Below are 23,722 nucleotides of genomic sequence, written 5' to 3' on the forward strand. Positions count from 1 at the left end.
CGGGGCGGCCGAGGTCACGCGTAGTGGGAGCGCAGTCTCGCGTGGGCCTCGGCCGGCGCGGCCACGCGGTCGAGGCCCAGCAGGGCCGCGCCCAGGACCGGGGGCGTCGCCGTCACCACCGGCACCGCCTTCGGCGCTCGTGCCGCCAGTAGCTCCGTCACCGCGTCGAGCAGCAGCGGTCGGCGCGCCGCGACGATCCCGCCGCCGAGGACCACCGGGGTCTCCTCGTCGAGCAGTTCGAGCCGCTCCAGCGCCACCGCCGCCATCGTGGCGATCTCCTCCGCCTGCCGCCGTACGATCGCGCGGGCGATCGCGTCACCGTCCTCCGCCGTGGCGAAGAGCACGGGCACCAGCTCGTGTTTGCGCCCCGCGCCGATCCGCCCGAGGTGGAGCGCCTCGATCAGGGCGCGCATCGTGGTGAGCCCGTAGTGCCCGGGGAGCGTGCGCGCCAGCGCCGTACGCTCCCCGCGCCCGTCCTCCGCGCGCGCCGCCCACCACAGCGCCTCCTCCGCGAGGCCCTGGCCGCCGCCCCAGTCGCCGGAGATCCGGCCGATGGCGGGGAAGCGCGCGGTGCGCCCGTCCTCGGTCATGCCGACGCAGTTGATGCCCGCGCCGCACACCACGGCGACCCCGTGCGGCACGTCGACCCCGGCGCGCAGTACGGCGAACGTGTCGTTGACGACCTCGGTGGTGCGGCCCCAGCCGCGCTCGCGCACCGCCCGCTGGAGCCGTTCCTCCTCCACCGGCAGGTCGGCGTTGGCCAGACAGGCCGACACATGCGTGGCGTGGACGCCGTGGCCGGGGGCGAGCCCGGCCGCGGTCAGGGCGCGGCCGACCGCTTCGGCGAGGACGTCGACGGCGGAGTCCACGCCGGCGGCCGACGGCCGGAAGCCGCCGCCGCGCGCCGTGCCGAGCACGCCGCCGTCGGCGGCCACGAGCGCCACATCGGTCTTGGTGTTGCCCGCGTCGATGGCCAGTACGGCGGCCGGCTCGCCCCCCGCCGCATCCCCCGCACGCAGTCCTGTCACGCCCACGCGAGATGCTCCCGGTTGTGTGCGATCAGACGGTCGGTGAGGCCGTCGGCAACGGCGTACTGGCCGATCAGCGGGTGGGCGAGCAGAGCCTTGAAGACCCGGTCGCGGCCCCCGCGCAGCGCCGCCTCCAGCGCCAGGTCCTCGTACGCGCTGACGTTCGCCACCAGCCCGGCCAGAAGCGGGTCCAGCTCGGTGACGGGCAGGGGCGCCGCGCCGGCCGGGGAGACCCGCGCGGGGACCTCGATCACGGCGTCGTCGGGGAGGAACGGCAGCGTGCCCCGGTTGTACGTGTTGACCACCTGGATGTCGTTGCCCCCCTGGATGTCGTTCCCACTCCCACTCCCACTGCCGAGGAGCGCCGCGGTGAGCGCGACGGCCGCCTCGGAGTAGAACGCCCCACCCCGCCGCGCGAGCAGCTCCGGCTTCTCGTCGAGCCCCGGGTCGGCGTACAGGGCCAGCAGCCGCTTCTCCATCGCGGCCACCTCCGCGGCCCGCGACGGCTTGGTCCGGAGCTCCTCCACGACCTCGTCGTGGGCGTAGAAGTAGCGGAGGTAGTAGGACGGCACGACGCCGAGCCGGTCGAGCAGCGGGCGCGGCAGCCGCAGGTCGTCGGCGACGGTGTCGCCGTGCTCCGCGAGGAGCCGGGGCAGCAGGTCCTCGCCGTCGGGTCCGCCGAGGCGCACCCCGCGCTCCCAGGTGAGGTGGTTGAGGCCGACGTGGTCGAGGTGGAGGTCGTGGGGCCGCACGTCCAGCAGGGCGGCGAACTTCCGCTGCAGGCCGATGGCCACGTTGCACAGTCCTACGGCACGGTGCCCGGCCCGGAGCAGCGCGCGGGTCACGATGCCCACCGGGTTGGTGAAGTCGATCAGCCAGGCGCCGGGGCTGGCGCGGCGCACCCGTTCGGCGATGTCGAGGACGACCGGCACGGTGCGCAGCGCCTTGGCGAGCCCGCCCGCGCCCGTGGTCTCCTGCCCCACGCAGCTGCACTCCAGGGGCCAGGTCTCGTCCCGCTGCCTGGCCGCCTGGCCGCCGACGCGCAACTGGAGCAGTACGGCGTCGGCGCCCGTGACGCCCGCCTCCAGGTGTCCTGTGGTGACGATGGTGCCGGGGTGGCCCTGCTTGGCGAAGATCCGGCGGGCGAGGCCTCCGACCAGCTCCAGCCGGTGCTCGTCGGGGTCGACGAGCACCAGTTCGTCCACGGGGAGGGACGCGCGCAGCCGCGCGAATCCGTCGATGAGTTCGGGGGTGTAGGTGGAGCCCCCTCCGACTACCGCGAGCCGCATGTCAGCCCTTCACTCCTTCACTCCTGCCTTCACTTCAGCCTTCGCTTCAGCAGCGGGACGTGTCGAAGACCTCGTCCCGCGTGGCGGCCAGGGCGCTCTGCAACGCCCCGCAGAGCACGGGCTGTTCGGAGACCGCCCCGATCACGAGCCGCGGCGGCTGCGCGGCGAGCTCGCCCAACTCGGCCCGGATCAGGCCGCGCAGCCGCTCGCCGCCCGCCGCGATCACCCCGCCGCTGAGCACGATCAGCCCGGGGTCGAGCACGGCCACCATCGCCGCCAGCCCCACCGCCATGCCGGTCGCGAAGCGCCGCAGCAGCGCGGCCGAGGGCTCGTCGTCACCGGCCGCGGCCCGCGCCAGGACCGCCGCGGCCACCTCGGCGTACGGGCCGTCCGGCACGGGCAGGCCCAGCTCCCGGGCCGCCTCGGGCACCATCTGCGCGCCCGCCAGCTCCTGGAAGCCGCCGCTGCCCACCCGCGCCACCCGCCGGACCAGCGGGGCGCCGGGCACCGGCAGGAAGCCCACCTCGCCGGCGCCGCCGGTGCGCCCGCGGTGCAGCCTGCCGTTGATCACGACGGCCGCGCCGATGCCCTCCTGGTTCCACAGCAGCACGAAGTCGTCCTGACCGCGCGCGGCGCCCAGGCGCTGTTCGGCGACGGCGGCGAGGTTCACGTCGTTCTCGTACTCCAGCGGCATCGGCAGCGCCGCGGCCAGCTCCTCCAGCAGGGTGGGGGAGTGCCAGCCGGACAGGTGGCCGGCGTAGCGCAGCCGGCCGCTGCCGGGGTCGAACGCGCCGGGCGTGCCGATGACCACCCGGTGGAGGTCGGACCGCCCCAGGCCGGCGGCCTCGGCCGCGCCGTCGAGGGCCTCGACGACCCGCCGGACGGCCCCCTCCGCCCGCCGGCCGCCGGTGGGCAGCTCGTACGCGCCGACGGTGCGCCCCGTGATGTCGGCGACGGCCGCCCGAATCCGGGCCCCGGTGACATCGCAGCCGCCCACGTGGGCGGCTGCCGGGTTGATCGCGTAGAGCCGCGCCCCGGGGCCCGGGCGGCCCTCGCTGATGCCGGTGGCGATCACCAGCCCGGCCGCCTCCAGCCGCGCCAGCAACTGGGAGGCGGTGGGCTTGGAGAGGCCGGTCAGCTTGCCGATCCGGGTGCGGGAGAGGGGGCCGTGCGCCAGCAGCAGATCGAGGGCGGCGCGGTCGTTCATCGCCCGCAGCACGCGGGGCGTCCCCGGCATCGCCGGTGGCGCTGACGGCCCCGGCGTTCCTGGTGTCCCGGCCGTCCCCATGGCGCGCCCCCGGCACTGTTAGGAAGGTTTCCTATTGATCGGGGACGCTAGAGCCGCCCGAGAGTGGCGTCAACCCCTCGGAGCGCCCCGCGCAGGAGTCGCTCAGGGCGCACAGGACTCGCTCAGGACGCGGCCCGGGGCTGCGCTCAGGACTTGGTCAGGCTCGGGCCGCCGGTCGCGTGCGGCACCGGCGCGGGCGCCGGTATCGGCGCGGTGGCCAGCGACTGCGGCGAGGTCGGGCTGGCCAGCGCCGACGGGGCGGCGATGGCCGCGGTCGGGTCGGCGGCGGCCTCCACCGACTGCTCCAGCGACACCCCGCCGACGATCCGGATGCCCGCCTCGTCGAACGCTCGTTTGATGCGCCAGCGCAGCTCCCGCTCCACGCCGAGCGACGTGCCGGGCATGGTCCGGGTCTGCGTGCTGATCACCATCGCGTCGAGGGTGACCGACTCCAGCCCCAGCACCTCCACGGGCCCCCACAGCTTCTCGTTCCACGGCTCGTCCTTGGCCATCCGCTCGCCGACCTCGGTGATGACCGCGCGGGCCTTCTCCAGGTCCTCGTCGTAGCGCACCTGCACGTCCACGGCGGCCGTGGCCCAGCCCTGGCTCTTGTTGCCGATCCGCTTGACCTCGCCGTTGCGCACGTACCAGATCTCGCCCTGGTCGCCGCGCAGCTTGGTCACGCGCAGCCCCACCTCGATCACCTCGCCGGAGGCGACCCCCGCGTCGATGGTGTCCCCGACGCCGTACTGGTCCTCCAGGATCATGAAGACGCCGGAGAGGAAGTCGGTGACCAGGTTGCGCGCGCCGAAACCGATCGCCACGCCCGCGACACCGGCGCTGGCCAGCAGTGGCGCCAGGTTGATGTTGAGCACGGACAGGACGGTCAGCGCCGCCGTGCCCAGGATCACAAAGGAACAGACGCTGCGGAGCACCGATCCGATGGCCTCGGACCGCTGCCGCCGCCGCTCGGCGTTGACCAGCAGCCCGCCCAGGGCGGTGCCCTCGACGGCCTGGGCGGAGCGGTTCATCCGCGCTATCAGCCGGGTAATGGTCTTGCGTACCACCGAGCGCACCGCGAACGCGATGACCACGATGAGGAGGATGCGCAGGCCCGCTCCGAGCCAGATCGACCAGTTCTCCTCCAGCCAGCCCGCCGCCTGGGAGGCGTTCTGCTGGGCTTCCAGGAGCGAGGGGGCCGTCGGGGGCCGTTCCGAGGCGAGGGACGCGGTGGGGGACGCGGCGAGGGGCCAGGACACAGCGAGACCTTCCGTGTGGGACATCGGGCCGGGGACCGGCCGGCCCGTCAGGACATGCACGGGCAGTCCCACCACACTAACGGGGCAAACGAGGGGCCCCGTTGCTCTGTTCGAGAGAGAGCGGGGTTGTGCGGGGGCAGATACGGGGTGTGGGGGAAAACACTCTTGATGCGTTACGGGTACGTGGTGGCGCCACGACCAGGCATGAGGAGAGACTGAGAGCAGATCGTCCCGGCGCGAGCCACGCGCCGCCGGCGTACAAGGAGGCACCGTGCCGCATGTCCTGGTCCTCAACGCGTCGTACGAGCCGCTGGGTGTCGTACCGCTCCGCCGCGCGCTCATCCTCGTGCTCAATGACAAGGCGATCAGCCTCGAGGACTCCGGCGCCCTCATGCACAGCGCGACCCGTGTCGTACCCGCACCCAGCGTGGTGCGGCTCAAGCGCTTCGTGCGGGTCCCCTTTCGGGGGCCCGTTCCACTGACCCGGCGGGCCCTGTTCGCCCGGGACGGCGGCCGGTGCGCGTACTGCGGGGGCGTCGCAACCAGCGTCGACCACGTCATTCCGCGCAGCCGCGGCGGCCAGCACGCCTGGGAGAACGTGGTGGCGGCCTGCCGCCGCTGCAATCACGTCAAGGCCGACCGGCACGTCGCCGAGCTGGGCTGGCGGCTGCGGCACCAGCCGGCCCCGCCCTCCGGCCTGGCCTGGCGGATCATCGGCACGGGCCATCGGGACCCCCGCTGGCTGCCGTATCTGCAACCGTACGGCGCGGAGGACGCGATGGCCCGGATCGACGGCATCTCAGCCTGAGGCCGGGCCTTCCTGCTGCCGGGCCCCGCCACTGCCGGCGCCCGGGGCGGTGGACGCGCCCGCGCCGGAAGGCGTGCCGGCGCCGGAAGGTGTGCCGGAGGGCGCCCCGGAGGGCGTGCCGGGGGCCGCGCCCGCCTCGGCCACCGCGTAGACCTCCACCGACCACAGCGAATAGCCGAAGCGCGTCGCCCGCCGCTCGCCCTGGACGCGCACGAACCGAGTGTCGGCGGCGTCCATCCGCACGGTCTCCCGGCCGCCCCTGCCCTCCGCCACGGTGGCCGCCGTGCGCCAGATCCGCCCGTCGGCCGAGACCTGCACCCGGTAGCGGCTCGCGTACGCGTCCTGCCAGCCCAGCACCACCCGGCCCACCCGGGTCGGGCGGGGCAGCTCCAGCTGCAGCCAGGCGCCGTCCTCGGCGGGCGAGGACCAGCGGGTCGCGGGGTCGCCGTCGGTGACGGCCGAGGCCGGGAAGGCGTCCGTCTCGTCGCCGGAGGAGGTCGCCCGCGCCTGGCGCGCCAGGTCCGCCCCGTCGGTGCGCGGATGCGCCCGTACGGTCAGCGTGCGCCGCTCGCCGGCGATCTCCAGCGGCACCGCGTAGCTGCCCGAGGGCGTCCCGGCGGGGACGCTCACCTCCAGGGAAACCGACGCCTTGGCGCCGCGCTCCATGGTGATCTCCTGCGGGGCCTTCACCCGGATGCCCTGCGGCGGCCGTACGGTGAGCCGCTCGCGCACCGTGGTGGGGCGCTGCGGGGTCAGCTCGGCCCGTACGGTCTGGGGCGCGCCGCCGATCTCGACGTCCGTGTCGGTCGCGGCGAGGTCCAGCCGGGCGGCCGGGGTGTCGGCGAACCACGGCACCACGCCGTGCACCTGGGGCGGCGTGCCGTCCTCCGGCCAGACCAGCCGGACGGCCTCGGCCCGTACTCCGCGCGCCTGCGCCTGGGTCCAGCCACTGTCGGCGAGCGCGCCGATGCGCTTCCAGCCCTCGCCCGGCACCCGCGCCTCCAGCGCGGTGGGGGAGCCCTGGCCGGGCTCGCTCAGTACGGTCACCGTGTCCAGGGTGCGGGCCCCGCCGAAGTCCACGGTCAGCTCCGAGGTGCCCTCGGTGACGGCCTCGCGCGGCTGGGCGTGGGCGACGCCCGTCCACGCCTCGGCCGCGGCCAGCGACTCGTCGAGGAACGGCCCCAGCACGCCCTGGCCCACGACCGCGGGCTCCGCGTCGATCCGCTCGCGGAGCGCCTCGACGTCGAGCTGGGCGCGCCAGGCCGCGGCGCCGTCGCCCCGCTCCTGGGCGAGCAGCATGTCCACGGTGCGCTCGCCCGCGGCCCCGTACCGGCTCAACTGGGCGAGCCACGGGGAGACTTCGGCGTCGAAGCCGGACGTGCGGGTCAGTCGGTCCTTGCTCTCGCGCATCACGGTGAACGCGGCGCGCAGCCGCCCGGCGGCCTCGGCCAGCTCCCGGCCGACGCTCCCCGGGCTCCCCGGGCCCCCCTGGCCCTGGTTGGCGCCGCGCGCCGTACGGAAGGCGTCGATCAGAGGGCGCAGATACGCGGACTCGCCGCCCGGCGCGGGCCCGCCGTTCGACTCCGCCCCGCTGCCCGCCTGCGACCCGCCCGCCTGCGACCCGTCCGGCTGCGACCCGCCCGCCTGGGACCCGCCGCTCAGCAGCGAGGAGGCGTTGTTCGCGGCGAGCGCGCGCAGCGCCTCGCGCGTCGGGCCGTCGCCGCCCGCCAGGTCGTCGATGGCCGCCTGCCAGGACTCGCCCGGCCGGTAGTCGCGCGGGTTCCAGGCGAAGTCGGCGGTCGTGAACAGCGGAATCCGGGAGGCGGTCGGCTGGGCCATGGCGTTGGCCAGCAGCCCGGCGGACCCGGTCGCCACGGCGGGCTCGCGCCCGGTGTACGGGCCGAGGAAGATCCGGCCCTGGGCGTAGTCGTTGACCGGGTAGTTGTCCATGGTGACCAGCCGGTGGCCGAACGCCTCGCGGGCGGTGGCCAGTTCGCCGCCCGTGATGGTCCGGGGCACCACACCGACGCCGGTCCAGGCGACCTCGACCGCCGGGTCCAGCTCGGTGGCGAGCGCCCGGCGGTAGTCCGTGGCGCCCTTCTGGTAGTACTCCGTCGGCATCACCGACAGCGGCGGCGCGTCGGGGTAGCGCTCGCCCAGATGCTTCGCCACGGCGTTCGCCACGCGCGCCTGTGCTGTCGCCGCCGCCGCGGGGCCGGAGCCGAAGGTGTCGGCGTCCTCGTCGCAGTGCCACTCGCTGTAGCTGACGTCCTGGAACTGGAGCTGGAACGAGCGCGCGCCCAGCGCCCACATGGCGTCCAGCTTGCGGATCAGCGCCCTGAGGTCCTTGCCGGAGGAGAAGCACAGGGCCTGGCCGGGCGCGACCGCCCAGCCGAGCGTCACATGGTTGCGGCGCGCGTGCTCGGCGAGCGCCCGGAAGTCCTCGCGCTGGTCCGCCGGGTACGGCTCCCGCCAGCGGGCCTGGCGGTACGGGTCGTCGCCCGGGGCGTAGAGGTAGCGGTTCTGCTTGGTGCGGCCCATGAAGTCCAGGTGCCCGAGGCGCTGTTCGAGCGTCCACGGGCGGCCGTAGAAGCCCTCGGTGGTGCCCCGCACGGGCGTCACCGGCCAGTCGCGGACGACGGCCCCGGCGATCTGCTTGCCCGAGCCCCGGGCCACGACGAGCTGCCGCAGCGTCTGCACGGCGTGGAACAGGCCGTCCGGGCCCGTGCCGTCGAGCGCGACGGTGTCCCGCCCGGCCCACTGCCCGGTCGCCAGCCGGTAGCCCCCGGAGGGCAGGTCGTCCCGCGCGGGCGCGCGCAGAGCGGTCAGGGCGTCCACGGCGCTCCGTCCGCCGGCGTACACCACCGTTCCGCGCGCCGGCAGCGGCTCCCCCGTCCGCACCTCCCGCACGGTCCCGGCGCCCGCGTCCCGCAGCAGCGTGCGCAGCGCCTCCATCGCGTACGGGTCGGTGTCGGGGTCCGCCACCAGGACGGCCTCCGGGCCGATCGCCACCGGAGCGCCCTGGGCCCGCGCCTCCTGCGGCCGGGGCCAGACCGGGGGCAGCGCGCCCGCGTTCCCGCGCTCCGGCACGGCGGCCGGGGTGTCGGCGGGGCCCGGCGCGGGCGGCGCGGCGACGGCCGTCGAGGCGCCGCCCAGCAGGCCGCCGATCATGGCGGCGGTCACGGCCGTGGCGCCGGCCACCTTGGGGGTGCGGCCGATACGTCTGGCTGCCCGGAACCGCACGGCCCTTCCCCCTTGCCCTGGTGCTCTCGCCCGGCACGCGCCCGCGGTGGCGTGCCGTGTGCCGCCCGTACGGAGCGAGGTTCGCGCCGTACGGGGCCGGCTCGGCGCTCGCGTCCCACCGGAGCGCGCGCCTCACTCGGGCCCCGAGCCCACCACCCCCGTACGGAGGGTGTCAACGGGAGTGACCGATGTGCCGCCAATGCCCCTGTCCGGGCGCGGCCCCCGCGGGAACCCACGTGAGCCCGCACACGTTCCGTCCCCCGGTACGTCTGCCGTCGGGCCCAGTGGGTAGAGCTGCTGTGTCCCTCTGCCGCCGACCATCGGAGGCCCCCGTGCCCGCCGCCGCCCAGCTTCTGCTCTCCGCCCTGTCCAAACCTGTCCCGCACACCCGTATCGCCCCGGAGACCGCCCCGGCCGGGTCCCCGACCGTCCCGCCGGCCGCCGCGCCCGACGCCGGCCCGGAGTCCATGGAGGTCTGATGGGCCGAGCGCGGCTCGCCGCCCTGCACGGCGTCGCCACCTCCTACGCGCCCGCCCCCGGCCGCACCGTCGAGGTGCCCGAGGAGACCGTCGTCGCCGTGCTGGCGGCGCTCGGCGTCGACGCGTCGACCCCCGACGCCGTACGGCGCTCCCTCACCGAGCACGAGCGACGGCGCACCCGCCGCCTCCTGCCGCCCTGCGTCGTCACCGGCCCCGGCGGGTCGCTCGGCGTGCCGCTCCCCGAGGGCACCGTGCTGCGCGTGGAGACCGAGTCCGGCGACACGGTGGAGTGGCCGGAGGAGGGCGCCGGCGACCCGCGCGTCGGCCTCGGCAGCCACACCCTGTGCGCCCGCGCTCCCGACGGGCGGACGGCCCGCGCCACGCTCGTCGTCGCCCCCGAGCGGGTGCCCCGGCCCGCCGGCCGCACCCACGGCTTCCTGGTCCAGCTCTACTCCCTGCTCTCGTCCCGCTCCTGGGGCATGGGCGACCTTGCCGACCTCGCCGATCTCGCCGCCTGGTCCGGCCGCTCCCTGGGCGCCGGCTTCCTCCAGCTCAACCCGCTGCACGCGGCCGTCCCCGGCGAGCCCACCGACCCCTCGCCGTACCGCCCCTCCTCCCGCCGCTTCCCCGACCCCGTCCATCTGCGGGTCGAGGACGTGCCCGAGTACGCGTACCTCGCCGGGCCGGCCCGCCGGCGGGCCGCCGAACTGCTCACCGAGGCCGCGGCGCTGCGCGAGGCCGTACTGCGCGAGGACGCGCTCATCGACCGCGACGCCGTCTGGCGGCTCAAGCGGGAGGCGCTGGAGCTGGTCGCCCAGGTGCCGCTGAGCCCCGGGCGCCGCGCCGCCTACTGCGACTTCCTCGCCCACCAGGGGCAGGCCCTCGACGACCACGCCACCTGGTGCGCGCTCGCCGAGGCCCACGGCCCCCACTGGCCCTCCTGGCCCGTCGCGCTGCGCGACCCGCGCTCCCGGCAGACCGCCCGAGCCCGCGGCGAGCTCCAGGACCGCGTCGACTTCCACTGCTGGCTCGCCTGGCTCACCGACAGCCAGCTCGCCGCCGCCCAACGGGCCGCGCTGGACGCCGGGATGCCCATCGGGCTCGTCCACGACCTCGCCGTCGGGGTGCACCCCGCCGGCGCCGACGCCTGGGCGCAGCAGGACGCGTTCGCCACCGGCATGTCCATCGGCGCGCCACCGGACGCGTTCAACTCCCGCGGCCAGGACTGGGGGCTGCCGCCCTGGCGCCCCGACGCCCTCGCCGCGTCCGGCTACGCCCCCTACCGCGATCTGCTGCGCGGGCTGCTGCGCCACGCGGGCGCGCTGCGCATCGACCACGTCATGGGGCTCTTCCGGCTGTGGTGGGTGCCGGAGGGGCACGACCCCACGGAGGGCACGTACGTCCGCTACGACGCCGAGGCCATGCTCGGCGTCCTCGCCCTGGAGGCGCACCGCGCGGGCGCCGTCGTCATCGGCGAGGACCTCGGCACGGTCGAGCCGGGCGTGCGGGACGCGCTGGCGCGGCGCGGGGTGCTGGGTACGTCGGTGCTCTGGTTCGAACGCGATTACGACGCGGCGCCGCCGGGGCGGGGCAGCCCCAGCCCGCTGGCCCCGGAGGACTGGCGCGCGGGCTGTCTCGCCACCGCCACCACGCACGACCTGCCCAGCACGGCCGCCCGGCTGACCGGTGAGCACGTCGAGCTGCGCCACCGGCTCGGGCTGCTCACCCGGCCGCTGATGCTGGAGCAGGCGGCGGACGCGGTGGAGGTCGCCGAGTGGCTGGGCCTCCTCGGCCGGCTCGGGCTGCTGCCGGAGGGCGTCGAGGACGAGGAGGGCACGATCAAGGCGGTCTACCGCTTCCTCGCCCGTACGCCCGCCCTGATGATCGGCGTCTGGCTGCCGGACGCGGTGGGGGACCGGCGCCCGCAGAACCTGCCCGGCACGTGGGACGAGTATCCGAACTGGCGGCTGCCGATCGCGGACGCGCGGGGGCGGCCCGTCACCCTGGAGCAGCTGGTGTCCTCGCCTCGGCTGCACGCCCTGATGGGGGATCTTTCGCGGCGGCTCGCCTCGGCCGACCAGCGGCCGGGCGGCGCGGGGCGCCCCTGACCCGGGGGCCGGTGGGACGATCCGACCGTCCCACCGGACCTGGGCGGACGTCCGTTCGGGCACCCCGGGCGCGCGGCTCGCGAAGGCGTTCGCTACGTTGGCCCTGTGGAGAAGAAGAACGCCCTGCGCGCCGGTGCGGTGACCGCCGGTACGACGCTGATGATGCTGCTGATGTCGTCCCCCGCGTTCGCGCTCACCCGCGACGACGGTGACGACCCGGGCCCGGGCCTGAGCGTCGCCCAGACGCTGGGCCTCTACGTGGCCGCGCCGATCGTCGCGTTCCTCGTGATCGCCGGCCTCGTGATCGTGGGCGACCAGTCCCGCAAGGGCCAGAATCGGGCCTGACACGAGCGCCGGGTCATGGTCGTGGCCGACCATGACCGACCTGATCGCCACGCTGTACGTCTTTCGGCCGCGCCGCGGAGCCCCATGCCTCCGCGCCGCGGCCGTCGACGTTTTCCGTAGCTGTGCCGCGCTTCCGCGGCGACCAACGCCGCCACGGGCAGTTCACGCCCCCGCGGCCGGCAGCGTTTCCCCGGCCGTCGACGTTCCCCGGCCTCCGGCCGTCTCCGTCATCGGCCGGCCTCCGGCCAACAATCCCCCACCCAGGCCGAAGGCCGGGGTGAAGTAGATGCGCGGCCTCCGGCGGGCCGTGACGCCGGCCTTCGGCCGCAGCGGGCGACGCGCCTCCGCAGGCGCAGCGCGAGGCGGCGTGACCTCATGTCGCGCGAAGCGCAGCGCGCTCGCAGGCGCAACGCCGCGCAGCGGGACGCTCCGCGAGGGAAACACGATGTGACCTCGCGTCGCGTGCACTGCGACCCGCCCGCAGGCGCAGCTCCGCGAAGCGGGACGGCGCGGCCGTCGGCGTGCTCCGGCCAGCCGCGCTCCCCGGCCTCCGGCCGGGGAAGGGTGAGCCCAGCGCGTCGCGCTGGAAACGCGACGTGACGCCCGTTGCGTCACGTGAGGCGCAGCGCGCTCGCGCAACGCCGCGCAGCGGGACGCTCCGCGAGGGAAACACGATGTGACCTCGCGTCGCGTGAAGCGCAGCGCACCCGCGCGACGCCGCGCAGCGCGAGGCGGCGAGGCCGTCAAAACGCTCCCCGGCCTCCGGCCGGTCGCGTCCTCCCCGGCCGGAGGCCGGGGAGGGGGTTGCGTCGCGCGAAGCGCCGCGCTGGAAACGCGACGCGACCTCACGGCGCGTGAGCGCAACGCGCCCGCAGCATTGCGTAGAGCCCAGCGCGGCGGCGAGGCGCAGCGTGGCCTCACGTCACGCGCGGCGCAGCGCCGCGCAGCGTCCCGCGCCGCGAGGGGCACGGCGCGGTCACGCCACCTCAAGTGCGACGCACCCGCGCAGCTCCGCTCAGCGGGAGGCGGCGCGGCCGTCGATGTTCCTCCGGCCTCCGGCCGGCCGCGCTCCCCGGCCGGAGGCCGGGGGCTGAGCCCCGCGCGCGTCGCGCTGGAAACGCGAGGCGATGCCACCCCACGTCGCGCGAAGCGCAGCCCGCCCGCAGGTGCAGCTCCGCGCAGGGCCCAGCGCGGCGCGAGGCGCGCGATCTCACGTCATGTGAAGCGCAGCGCGCTCGCGCAACGCCGTTCAGTGCGACCCGCCCGCAGGTGCAGCTCCGCGCAGCGGGAGGCGGCGCGGCCGGCGGCGTTCCTCCGGCCTCCGGCCGGACACCCCTCCCTGGCCGGAGGCCGGGGGCTGAGCCCCGCGCGCGTCGCGCTGGAAACGCGAGGTGGTGCCACCTCACGTCGCGCGAAGCGCGAACGCGCCCGCAGGCGCGACGCCCCGCAGGGCCCAGCGCTAGGCGCTGCGCCGGAAGCGCGAGGTGGCGACGCGCCACGTCGCGTGCAGTGCGACGCACCCGCGCAGCGCCGCGTAGCGCCTCGCGCCGCGGCCGTCGACGTTCCCCGGCCTTCGGCCGGGCACCCCTCCCCGGCCGGAGGCCGGGGAGGGGGTTGCGTCGCGCGAAGCGCAAACGCACCCGCATGGACGTCGCGCAGAGCTCAGCGCAGCGTTACGGTTGGTCGGCCGCCGCCGCGTCCGCCGCCTGGGCGCGGAGCGCGCGGTCCACGCCCGCGCGGGACTCCGTCACCAGCCGCCGCAGCGCCGCGTTCGGCTGCGCCGCCTCCAGCCACGCGTCCGTCGCCGCCAGCGTCTCCTCGGAGACCTGGAGCGTCGGGTAGAGCCCGACCGCGATCTGCTGCGCCATCTCGTGGCTGCGCGACTCCCAGACGCCCTTGACCGCCGCGAAGTACCGCGCGGTGTACGGGGCGAGCAGTTCCTGCTGGTCAGGCTGGACGAAGCCCGCGATCACCGCCTCCTGCACCGCGTTGGGCAGCGTGTCGGACTCGACGACCGACGCCCACGCCTCGGCCTTGGCCTCGGCGGTCGGCCGCGCGGCCCGCGCCGTCGCGGCGTGCCGCTCGCCCGCGGACGTGCGGTCCCGCTCCAGCTCCGCGGCGATGGCCTCGTCATCGGCGCGGCCCGTGGCCGCGAGCCGCTCCAGGAAGGCCCAGCGCAGCTCCGTGTCGACGACGAGCCCCTCGACGCTCTCGCGGCCGTCGAGCAGCGCGGCGAGCAGGTCGAGCTGCTCGCCCGTGCGGGCGGTGGCGGCGAACGCGCGTGCCCAGGCGAGCTGGTGGTCGCTGCCGGGCGCGGCGGCCCGCAGCCGCTCCAGCGTGGCCTCGCTCCACGTGGCGAGGCCACGCTCGCGCCAGGCGGGGGCGGCGTAGAGGTCGAGGGCGAGCTTGACCTGGCGGTGCAGCGACTGCACCACGCCGATGTCGCTCTCCTCGGTGATGCCGGTGAGCACCAGCTCCAGGTAGTCGCGGGTGGCGAGCTCGCCGTCGCGGGTCATGTCCCAGGCGGAGGCCCAGCACAGCGCGCGCGGCAGCGACTCGGCGAAGCTGCCGAGGTGCCGTACGACCGTGGCCAGGGACTCCTCGTCCAGGCGCACCTTGGCGTACGACAGGTCGTCGTCGTTGAGCAGGACGACGGCCGGCCGCTGCCGGCCGACGAGCTGCGGCACCTCCGTGAGCGCGCCGTCGACGTCGAGCTCGATCCGGTCGGTGCGCACGAGCTTGCCGTCGGCGCGCTCGTAGAGGCCGATGGCGATGCGGTGCGGCCGCAGGGTCGGCTCGCCGGTGGCGCCGGCGGGCAGCGCGGGGGCCTCCTGCGCCACGGCGAAGGCCGTGATGACGCCGGACGCGTCGGTCTCGACGCGGGGCCGCAGCACATTGATGCCGGCGGTCTCCAGCCACTTCCGCGACCAGGTCTTCAGGTCCCGGCCGCTGGTCTCCTCCAGCGCGGAGAGCAGGTCGCCGAGGCGGGTGTTGCCGAAGGCGTGCCGCTTGAAGTACGCCTGCACGCCCCGGAAGAACGCGTCCTCGCCCACATAGGCGACGAGCTGCTTGAGGACGCTGGCGCCCTTGGCGTAGGTGATGCCGTCGAAGTTGACCAGCACGTCGTCGAGATCGCGGATCTCGGCCATGATCGGGTGGGTGGAGGGCAGCTGGTCCTGCCGGTACGCCCAGGTCTTCATGGAGTTGGCGAAGGTGGTCCAGGCGTGCGGCCACCGGCTGCCGGGCGCGGCGGCCTGGCAGGCGATCGAGGTGTACGTGGCGAACGACTCGTTCAGCCACAGGTCGTTCCACCACTCCATGGTCACCAGGTCGCCGAACCACATGTGGGCCAGCTCGTGGAGGATGGTCTCGGCGCGCGTCTCGTATGCCGCGTCCGTCACCTTGGAGCGGAAGACGTACTGGTCGCGAATGGTGACCGCGCCCGCGTTCTCCATGGCGCCCGCGTTGAACTCCGGCACGAAGAGCTGGTCGTACTTGGCGAACGGGTAGGGGTGGTCGAACTTCTCCTCGAACCAGTCGAAGCCCTGCCGCGTCACCTCGAAGATCGCGTCCGCGTCGAGGTGCTCGGCCAGCGACGGCCGGCAGTAGATGCCCAGCGGCACGGTCCGGCCGCCCTCGCCCTCCCAGCTGCTGTGCACGCTGTGGTACGGGCCGGCGATCAGCGCGGTGATGTACGTGGAGATGCGCGGCGTCGGCTCGAAGTGCCAGACGTTGTCCTTGGGTTCGGGCGTCGGCGAGTTCGAGATGACCGTCCAGCCCTCGGGCGCTGTCACGGTGAAGGCGAAGGTCGCCTTGAGGTCCGGCTGCTCGAAGGAGGCGAAGACCCGGCGGGCGTCGGGCACCTCGAACTGGGTGTAGAGGTACGCCTGCTGGTCGACGGGGTCGACGAAGCGGTGCAGGCCCTCGCCCGTGTTGGTGTAGGCGCAGTCGGCGACGACCCGCAGCTCGTTGGCGCCCTCGGCGAGGCCGGGCAGCACGATCCGGGAGTCCTGGAAGACGTCGGCCGGCTCCAGCGGCGCCCCGTTGAGCACCACGGACCGCACGGTGGGGGCCACCAGGTCGATGAAGGTGTCGGCGCCGGCCTCCGCGGAGTCGAAGCGCACGGTGGTGACCGACCGGAAGGTCCCTCCCTCCTGTGCCCCGGACAGGTCCAGCTCGATGTCGTACGAGTGGACGGTGAGCAGGCGCGCCCGCCGCTGCGCCTCTTCGCGGGTCAGATTCGTGCCAGGCACCCGGTCATCTCCTCGTTCGTGTGACGTTGTGCGGCCATCCTTCCACGAGCGTTCCGCCCCCGCCGATCCTGTTTCGCACCGTGCGCGGCGCGCGAACGAACGCGCCCCAACGGACACGAACGCGCCCCAACGGACCCGGACGCGCACGAACGGACCCGGACGCGAGAAAAGGGGCGGGGGGGGGGGGGGGGGGGGGGGGGGGTGCCCGTCCGGCACCCCGCCCCGCCCCTGGACCGGTCGGAACCGGTCTCCCGCCGATCAGGCCCGCTCGGCCGCGACCAGCTCCGCGATCTGGACCGCGTTGAGCGCCGCGCCCTTGCGCAGGTTGTCGTTGGAGACGAACAGCGCCAGGCCGTTGTCGACGGTCTCGTCCACCCGGATGCGCCCCACGTAGCTGGCGTCGCGCCCGGCGGCCTGGAGCGGCGTGGGGATCTCCGACAGCTCGACACCGGCGGCGGCGCTCAGCAGCTCGTACGCCCGCTCCACACCGATCGGCCGCTCGAAGGCCGCGTTGATCTGGAGCGAGTGACCGGTGAAGACCGGCACCCGCACACAGGTGCCGGAGACCTTCAGCCCCGGGATCTCCAGGATCTTGCGGCTCTCATTGCGGAGCTTCTGCTCCTCGTCCGTCTCGAACCGGCCGTCGTCGACGATCTTGCCGGCCAGCGGGAGCACATTGAACGCGATGGGGCGGGCGTAGACGTCGGGCTCGGGGAAGTCCACGGCGGAGCCGTCGTGCGTGAGCTCGGCGGCCCGCTCGATGACCTTGGCGACCTGGCCCTCCAGCTCGCTGACGCCGGCCAGCCCGGAGCCGGAGACGGCCTGGTACGTGGTGGCGACCAGGGCGGTCAGCCCCGCCTCGGCGTGCAGCGGGCGCAGCACGGGCATCGCGGCCATCGTGGTGCAGTTCGGGTTGGCGATGATCCCCTTGGGCCGCTGGGCCACGGCATGCGGGTTGACCTCGGCGACCACCAGGGGCACCTCGGGGTCGAGCCGCCACGCGGAGGAGTTGTCGATCACGACCGCGCCCTGGGCGGCGACCTTCTCGGCCAGCGCCTTGGAGGTGGCGCCGCCGGCGGAGAAGAGCACGATGTCCAGGCCGGAGTAGTCGGCCGTGGCGGCGTCCTCCACGGCGATCTCGGTGTCCTGCCACGGCAGGGTGCGCCCGGCCGAACGGGCCGAGGCGAACAGCCGGAGCTGCTCCAGCGGGAAGCCGCGCTCGGCGAGCACCTTGCGCATCACTCCGCCGACCTGGCCGGTGGCTCCGACGATACCGATCCTCATACCTGCCGCTCCTCACCTCATCGCGATGTGACCGGGGCGGGCCCCCTGACGAGCGCCCGCCCCGGTCACCATTGTCCTCGAACCTACGGGATGGTCTTCTCGATGCGGACGCTGCCGGTGCCGGTGGCCGTGCCCCGGGCGGTCAGCAGCTGCACGTCACCGAAGAACACCCGGCCCTCGGGAGCCTCGCCGGCGACCACGATCTCGGCGCCGACCTGCGCGGATGCCCCGCTGCCCAGCTTCACGGGCCGGGTCTCGTCGACCTTCACGGTGCCGAGGGAGGGGGCGAAGAACACATCGCGGTAGTCGTACTCGGTGGCCCCCGAGGGGACCGCGTAGCCGGTGACCGCGATGGTGTAGGTGCCGGCGGCCGGCTTGACCAGGGTCACCGACTCCTCCGAGTCGCCGTCCGCCGAGGAGCCGACGACCTTGCCGTCCTTGAGCACGGCCAGGTCCAGGTCGGCGCCGCTGTCGGAGGTGCGGCCGATGGTGGCCTCCAGCTTGGAGACGCCCTCGCCGAGGACGACGGTGGTCTCCCGCTTCTCGCCCTGCTTGATCGAGGGGCGGACCGCCTTGGCGGAGCCCAGCTCGCCGCCCTTCAGCCTGCCGTCGAACGCGGCGAAGCCGTTGGTCACGGTCCACTGGACGGGGGTCGCCGTGCCGACCTTGGCCTCGGGCACGCTGCGCACGGCCGGGTCGAAGGTGGTGCCGAGCGCGCTCGCGGTGAGCGTGTACGGGTTGTCCAGCAGCGGCGAGGTGCGCCGGGACTCGACCTCGATCTCCCACACGCCCGGGATGGGGTTGGCGTAGGAGCGCAGGTCGGGGCGGCAGGTGTTCGCCGGGTTGGGGTAGTTCGGGTAGCAGTTCGGCGTGCCGGTCGGGTCGACCGGGACCCCGTAGGGGTTGATCGCGATCCACCGGGTCTGGCTGCCGGCCTTCAGGCCGCCCAGCGCGACCTCCAGGGACTTCGCGCCGGCCGGCACCCGCACGAAGTACGAGGTGTGGCTGTTGCGCTGCGCGGTGCCCGCGGCCTGGACCGTGTACGAGGGCTTGACCAGCGGCTTCTCCACGACCACGGTGGTCAGGATCTGCTTGTCGACGCCCTCGGTGCGCTCGTCGTCCAGCTCCAGCACGGCGCTGTGGATGCCGTCGGCCTTCGGCTTGGCGGCGAGCTTGACGGTGACCGGCTTGTTCAGCGGCAGCTTGACGTCGTCGTCACCGACGATGCGGAACGTGCCGTCGTTGTTCTTCAGGTCCAGCTCGTGCCGCACGGGGCGGTCGGGGCCCGTGGTGCGGGTGAGGGTGATCTCGTACGTGCGGGACTCGCCGGCCTTGAGGCCGCCCTCGCGGTCGTAGAGGCCGGTGCCGAAGCCGGGGGTCTTGAGCTTGTCCGACAGCGCCGTCTTCACCGGCGCCTTGACGGTGTACTCATGGGCGCTTGAGCCGTCGCGGATGGCGTCCCACGCCTCCTCGATGTCGATCAGGCCGGCGCCCTGCTCGTACGCCTGGGCGCCGCGGATCTCCCGGGCGGTGCTGGTCAGCGCGGTCCGCAGGGTGGCGGGGGAGAGCTGGACCTTCTTCTGCTTGGCGGCCGAGAGCAGCAGCGCCGAGGCGCCGGCGGCCTGCGGGGCGGCCATCGAGGTGCCCTGGAACATGCCGTAGCCGGGCGGCAGGGCGTAGCCGGCCTCGGCGGTCGGCTGGCCCGCCTGCCAGCTGGGGATGGTGTTCACGGAGGCGCCGGGCGCGGTGAGGGTGGGGGTGAAGCCGCCGTCCTCGCGCGGGCCGCGGGAGGAGAAGGGGAACATGGCGTACTTCTTGGCGACCTCGGAGCCGTAGTTGGCCGCCCAGGTCTCCTTGCTCACGGAGGCGCCGACGCTGATCACCTTGTCGGCGAGGGCCGGGTCGCCGATGGTGTTGGTGCCGGGGCCGCTGTTGCCCGCGGAGATCACCAGCTGGACGCCGTAGGTGTCGATGAGCCGGGTGTAGAGCTCGGCGCGGGCGTTGTTGCCGTCGTTCAGCGGGGGCAGCCCGCCGATCGACATGTTGACGATGTCGACGCCGCGGTTGGCCACCAGGTCGATCATGCCCTCGGTGAGCGCGACATTGGTGCAGCCGCCGCTCCAGGTGCAGGCGCGGGAGGAGACGATCTTCGCGCCGGGGGCGGCGCCGTTCATCCTCCCGCCGAACAGGCCGTTGGCGGCGGTGATGCCCGCGACATGGGTGCCGTGCGCGGACTCCACGATGCCGATGTTGACGAAGTCGGCCTTGCCGCCGGCGGTGTCGGTGGCGACGTCCTTGCGGATCTCCACCACGAACGGGATGGCCTCGGCGATCGGCGTCTCCGGCTTGTCCTGGCCGAAGAAGCGGACGTCGAAGTTCTCCTTGTACGGCTTCATGGCCGGCTCTTCGGCCAGGTCGCCGTCGTCGTCCAGGTCCACGCGGACGGTGCCGGCGGCCTTGTCGTAGAGCACGGCCCAGGAGTCGGTGGTGTCGCCGTCCCGGTTGAGGTCGCCGGCCATGTCGCCGCCGGCCGTGGCGCTCTCGCGGAAGACGTTGACCTGGTACGAGCCGGCGGGCGCGGTGTAGGTCTTGTTGTTGTACGTGAAGGTGGGGCCGGCGACCGAGGTGGTCATGGGGCGCCAGGTGGCGTCCTGGTCGACCAGCGGGTCGGTGGCGGTCACCCAGTCGACGATCTTGCGCTCGCCGGTGGTGGTCTTCTGCAGCGCCGGGTGGGCCAGGTCCACACCGGAGTCCAGGACACCGATGGTGATGCCCCGGCCGTCGGCCTGCGGGTGGTCCTTCACGAAGTCGACGGCGCCGGTCTCGAAGGACGGCTGGTACGGGTTCTTGGCCGGGGTGTCCTTGCCGGGCGCGGGGTAGCCGCCCTTGCCCGCGGTGGACGCGCCCTGGGAGCGGTCGCCGTCGGGGGTGGGGTCCGGCAGCTCGATCTCCTGCTTGAGGTCGATGCCGTGCACGGCCGACAGCTTCTGGGCCTTGGCGATGGCGGCGTCGGCCTCGCCGGTGGGCACCGTCGCCCGCACGTAGCCGAGCTTGTCGTGGGTGCGGCCCACGGTGGCGCCCTCGACGGCGTCGAGCTGGTCGGCGACCTGCCCGGCCGTGCCGGGGGCGGTGGCGATCATCATCGTGATGTTCTTCTCGCCGTCGGCCTTGGCCTCGGCGAGCAGCGCGGCGTCCGTCGCCCCGAGCTTGTCGCCCGCGGACTTGACGGGGCCGGGACCCGTGCCGGGGCCGTGGTCGGCGGCCGCGGCGAGGGCGGGAGCGGCGCCCGTGGCGGCCAGCGCGGCCACCACGCCGGCCGCGAGCGCGATGCGCACAGCGCGTCTCGCCCCGGGTATGGAAGGTGCAGACATGGTCATCCCTGTGGTGAAAAAGAAAAGTTCCGGAACGGGGAACCGGATGACCGTTCACTTTTATGTAAGTGACTGCTGTTTGGGGAGAGTTGCCCGGGGTATGTTCACGCGCTGGCATGTTTCCGCCAACCGCCATCCGGAGCGAACCGCTGGCAATGCGGGTGAATCGATTGCTCCGCTTTCCGGCGCGGCGCGGGTCGGCCGGGGGATGTGTCATCGCGCGACAAGCAGAGTTAACACGCCTGTCATAAACGGTCCTTGAATGATCATTGCCGATCGGCGGCGGTCGGGCTTCGCCGGGCCCGTCGTCCGGGCGTCCGGATCATGGCCGGATGTCGTCACCGCCGCGGCCCCCGGAGCAACGCCCGTGGCACCGGTCGAGTCTCTTCCCTCGCGACACGACGGCGTGTCGCGGACGTGTCACCGCCGTGCCGCGTCCCCGCCCGAAGAAAGGGCACAGATCATGTCATTGCGCATCGCACGGACCTCGGTCGTCGGCCTCGTGGCGACGGCCGCGCTGGCCGCCGCGGCACTGACCGCGCCCGCCGCGGTGGCCGCCGGCGACGACCGGGCGCCCGGCGCCGAACGGACCGCCGGCGCCGATCGGGCCGCCGAGCGGGGACACGACGCCCTCCGCGCCGCCATGGCCGCCGAGGTCGAGGCGGGTGCCGTCGGGGTGGTCGGCCGGATGCGGGACGACACGTCCGTCTGGCGCGGCACCGCCGGGGTCGGCGACCGGAAGACCGGCAAGCCCCGCGCCGCCGACGACCGCTTCCGCGTCGGCTCCATCACCAAGACCTTCGTCGCCACCACCCTGCTGCAACTGGAGGCCGAGGGCAGACTCGACCTCGACGACACGGTGGAGCGCTGGCTGCCCGGCGTCGTCCGGGGCAACGGCCACGACGGCAGCCGGATCACCCTGCGCCGGATGCTCAACCACACCAGCGGCATCTACAGCTACGACCACGACCCGGACTTCCAGGAAAAGCTGAGCACGCACTACTACGAGAACCGCTTCACGCCGATGGCTCCCCGGGAACTGGTCGCCATCGCCATGGGCCACGCGCCCGACTTCGCGCCCGGCACCTCGTGGAACTACTCCAACACCAACTACGTCCTGGCCGCGATGGTCATCGAGAAGGTGACCGGCCGCCCCTACGGGGAGGAGATCGAACGCCGGGTGGTGAAGCGGGCCGGCCTGACGGGGACCACGGTGCCCACCTCGCCCGACATGCCCCGGCCGCACAGCCGCGCGTACTCCACGCTGGGCGCCACCGACCCCGGGCAGGGCGTCCACGACGTCACCCGGCACACCCCCAGCTGGTACTGGGGAGCCGGTGACATCGTCTCCACCACCGAGGACCTGAGCCGCTTCCACCGCGCCCTGTTCACCGGCAAGCTGCTGCCCAAGCGCCAGTTGGACGAGATGCTCACCACCGTCCCCGCGGGCGACGCGCCCGGCAGGAGCTATGGGCTCGGCATCTACCCCACGAAGCTTTCGTGCGGCACGGAGGTGTGGGGCCACACGGGCGGGGTGATCGGCGCGCTGTCCGTCGTCGCGACCACCCGCGACGGCAGTCGCTCCGCCGCGTTCAACTACAACTCCGACTGGCACATGAGCGACGCCCTGCTGGAGGCGGCGTTCTGCGGCAAGGTGCCGGAGGCGCCCAAGGACATGCTCACGGGCGAGGCGAACACCTCGCTGCCCGCCGCCGTGGCCGGGCCGCTCGCCCGCCGCTGAGGCAAGGCCCGAAGCGGCAGTCCGGACGGCGGGCCGGCGCGCCCGGTCCGCCGTCCACGCCGTACGCGCCGTCGCCCCGCTCGCACCCCTCACCGCGGCTGGACGACGACGTACGCGTGCGGGTCCCGGTCCACGGACGCCATCAGCGCCGTACGGACCACCGTGGCCTGCTGTTCCAGCGCGTTGCGCAGCTTGCGCGGGGTGACGTGGATGACGGTGATGCCCAGCCGCTCCAACTGGTCGCGCCGCCGGGCGTACTCCGCCCACAGCGCGTCCTCGTCGTGGCGCGGCGCCCGCGCGTCGATCTCCAGGGCCACCGCCTGCTCGGGCCAGTAGGCGTCCACGGAGCCCAGGTGCGGGCCGCCCGGCAGCCGCAGGTCGACGTTCCACAGCGGCTCCGGCAGCCCGAAGCCGCGCACCAGCTCGTAGAGGCGGCCCTCGGCGAGCGCCCGCCCCTCGGCGACCAGCGTGTCCACCGCGTCCACCACGTGCGGCAGGGTCAGCAGCCGCGCCTGGGTCAGCTCCCGGACCACCGAGGCGGCCTCGCAGTGGCCCTCGCGCACCGCCTCCATCAGCAGCCGGCGCACCGCCGTGGCATCGGTCAGCCGGCTCACGGCGTCCGCCAGCGCCCGCGCCACGGGCGCCACCGGCACCCCGGTGATCCACTCGGCCCGGGGCAGGGCCGCCGGCGCCCGCAGCACCTGGGCGTAGCCGCTGGAGCGCGGCCGGCGGGTGCGGGGGACCAGCACCTCGATGCGGTCCAGGGAGATCAGCGGGGGCGCGGAGGCGAAGCGGTGCAGGGCGAGCGCGGCCAGCCCGGTGATCATCACCTGGTGGTACGGGTCGCCGGCGGCCGGCGCGGCCTCGGTCGCGCGGCCGGGCCGGGCGGCGTAGAGCAGCGCCGCGTGCAGCCGCTCCTCGCTGGTCGGCGGCCCGGGATGGAGCAGATAGACGCCGGGGAGGGTCTGTTGCCAGGGGCCGCCGGGGCGGCAGCGCTCGCCGGCGGTGGCGGGGGAGACGCCGTGCTCGCGCAGTTGACGGGTGGTCAGGACGAGGCGCTGGGCGTCGGAGAGGTGGCTCAACGGGCGGGGCGAGAGCGGGGTGTTGTGGTTCATGCGACGCCGATTCCCGGTGGGACGGGGGTGACTAACCGGTGTTACAGACCCGTCGACGAACGGCGACATGGCGCCCCCGTCCGCGCGCCCCCCGACGCGCCCCCGAGAACC

Annotated in this window: 14 protein-coding genes; 5 read left to right on the forward strand and 9 right to left on the reverse strand. The window is 74.5% G+C overall.

Going from position 1 to position 23,722, the window contains the following annotated elements; translation table 11 throughout:
• Window positions 1-14 precede the first annotated feature (14 nt).
• The 4 genes from ACSNOD_RS11670 to ACSNOD_RS11685 form a co-directional block, all read right to left on the reverse strand.
• Window positions 15-1,028, reverse strand: coding sequence for an N-acetylglucosamine kinase (locus tag ACSNOD_RS11670; RefSeq protein WP_436766782.1), 1,014 nt, complete (start codon window positions 1,026-1,028; stop codon window positions 15-17).
• Window positions 1,025-2,317, reverse strand: coding sequence for a 6-phospho-beta-glucosidase (locus tag ACSNOD_RS11675; RefSeq protein WP_436766783.1), 1,293 nt, complete (start codon window positions 2,315-2,317; stop codon window positions 1,025-1,027). Before ACSNOD_RS11675 ends, ACSNOD_RS11670 begins: the two co-directional genes overlap by 4 nt.
• 46 nt (window positions 2,318-2,363) lie before the next feature.
• Window positions 2,364-3,605: an ROK family transcriptional regulator gene (locus ACSNOD_RS11680; protein ID WP_436766784.1), complete on the reverse strand. Its 1,242-nt coding sequence runs from the start codon at window positions 3,603-3,605 to the stop codon at window positions 2,364-2,366.
• 146 nt (window positions 3,606-3,751) lie between these two features.
• Window positions 3,752-4,888 carry a mechanosensitive ion channel family protein gene (locus ACSNOD_RS11685; RefSeq protein WP_436766785.1) on the reverse strand — a complete coding sequence of 379 codons (1,137 nt, stop codon included), beginning with the start codon at window positions 4,886-4,888 and terminating at the stop codon, window positions 3,752-3,754.
• 247 nt (window positions 4,889-5,135) lie between these two features.
• Here ACSNOD_RS11685 and ACSNOD_RS11690 point away from each other — a divergent pair, with 247 nt between their 5' ends.
• Window positions 5,136-5,672, forward strand: coding sequence for an HNH endonuclease (locus ACSNOD_RS11690; RefSeq protein WP_436766786.1), 537 nt, complete (start codon window positions 5,136-5,138; stop codon window positions 5,670-5,672).
• Here ACSNOD_RS11690 and ACSNOD_RS11695 read toward each other — a convergent pair.
• Window positions 5,664-8,843: a beta-N-acetylglucosaminidase domain-containing protein gene (locus ACSNOD_RS11695; protein WP_436766795.1), complete on the reverse strand. Its 3,180-nt coding sequence runs from the start codon at window positions 8,841-8,843 to the stop codon at window positions 5,664-5,666. The two genes, ACSNOD_RS11690 and ACSNOD_RS11695, sit on opposite strands and share 9 nt — an antisense overlap.
• Before the next feature lie 404 nt (window positions 8,844-9,247).
• On the opposite strand from ACSNOD_RS11695, the gene ACSNOD_RS11700 reads away from it, so the two are divergent.
• From ACSNOD_RS11700 to ACSNOD_RS11710, 3 genes are all read left to right on the forward strand, one after another.
• Window positions 9,248-9,394 (forward strand): hypothetical protein, encoded by a 147-nt coding sequence (locus ACSNOD_RS11700; protein ID WP_436766787.1) that lies wholly within the window; start codon window positions 9,248-9,250, stop codon window positions 9,392-9,394.
• Entirely contained in the window at window positions 9,394-11,502 is a 2,109-nt protein-coding gene (gene malQ / locus ACSNOD_RS11705) for a 4-alpha-glucanotransferase (protein ID WP_436766788.1), read from the forward strand. Before ACSNOD_RS11700 ends, malQ begins: the two co-directional genes overlap by 1 nt.
• A 105-nt stretch (window positions 11,503-11,607) precedes the next feature.
• Window positions 11,608-11,847: a hypothetical protein gene (locus tag ACSNOD_RS11710; protein ID WP_436766789.1), complete on the forward strand. Its 240-nt coding sequence runs from the start codon at window positions 11,608-11,610 to the stop codon at window positions 11,845-11,847.
• Window positions 11,848-13,520: 1,673 nt separating this feature from the next.
• Here ACSNOD_RS11710 and pepN read toward each other — a convergent pair.
• The 3 genes from pepN to ACSNOD_RS11725 all read right to left on the reverse strand — a co-directional run bounded on the left by pepN (window position 13,521) and on the right by ACSNOD_RS11725 (window position 20,761).
• Complete coding sequence (gene pepN, locus ACSNOD_RS11715; protein ID WP_436766790.1) at window positions 13,521-16,100, reverse strand: aminopeptidase N; 2,580 nt, start codon at window positions 16,098-16,100, stop codon at window positions 13,521-13,523.
• A gap of 258 nt (window positions 16,101-16,358) precedes the next feature.
• The gene (locus ACSNOD_RS11720; protein WP_436766791.1) at window positions 16,359-17,384 is read right to left on the reverse strand and encodes an aspartate-semialdehyde dehydrogenase; all 1,026 of its coding nucleotides are present in this window, start codon (window positions 17,382-17,384) and stop codon (window positions 16,359-16,361) included.
• An 83-nt stretch (window positions 17,385-17,467) separates the two neighbouring features.
• Window positions 17,468-20,761 carry a S8 family serine peptidase gene (locus ACSNOD_RS11725; protein ID WP_436766792.1) on the reverse strand — a complete coding sequence of 1,098 codons (3,294 nt, stop codon included), beginning with the start codon at window positions 20,759-20,761 and terminating at the stop codon, window positions 17,468-17,470.
• Window positions 20,762-21,218: 457 nt separating this feature from the next.
• Here ACSNOD_RS11725 and ACSNOD_RS11730 point away from each other — a divergent pair, with 457 nt between their 5' ends.
• Window positions 21,219-22,496 (forward strand): serine hydrolase domain-containing protein, encoded by a 1,278-nt coding sequence (locus ACSNOD_RS11730; RefSeq protein WP_436766793.1) that lies wholly within the window; start codon window positions 21,219-21,221, stop codon window positions 22,494-22,496.
• An 89-nt stretch (window positions 22,497-22,585) separates the two neighbouring features.
• Here the strand turns inward: ACSNOD_RS11730 and ACSNOD_RS11735 are convergent, their stop codons facing one another.
• On the reverse strand, window positions 22,586-23,611 hold the full coding sequence (locus ACSNOD_RS11735) for a hypothetical protein (RefSeq protein WP_436766794.1): 1,026 nt from the start codon (window positions 23,609-23,611) through the stop codon (window positions 22,586-22,588).
• Window positions 23,612-23,722: the final 111 nt, after the last annotated feature.

This window comes from Streptomyces sp. URMC 123 (assembly GCF_051386515.1).
Taxonomy (GTDB): domain Bacteria; phylum Actinomycetota; class Actinomycetes; order Streptomycetales; family Streptomycetaceae; genus Streptomyces.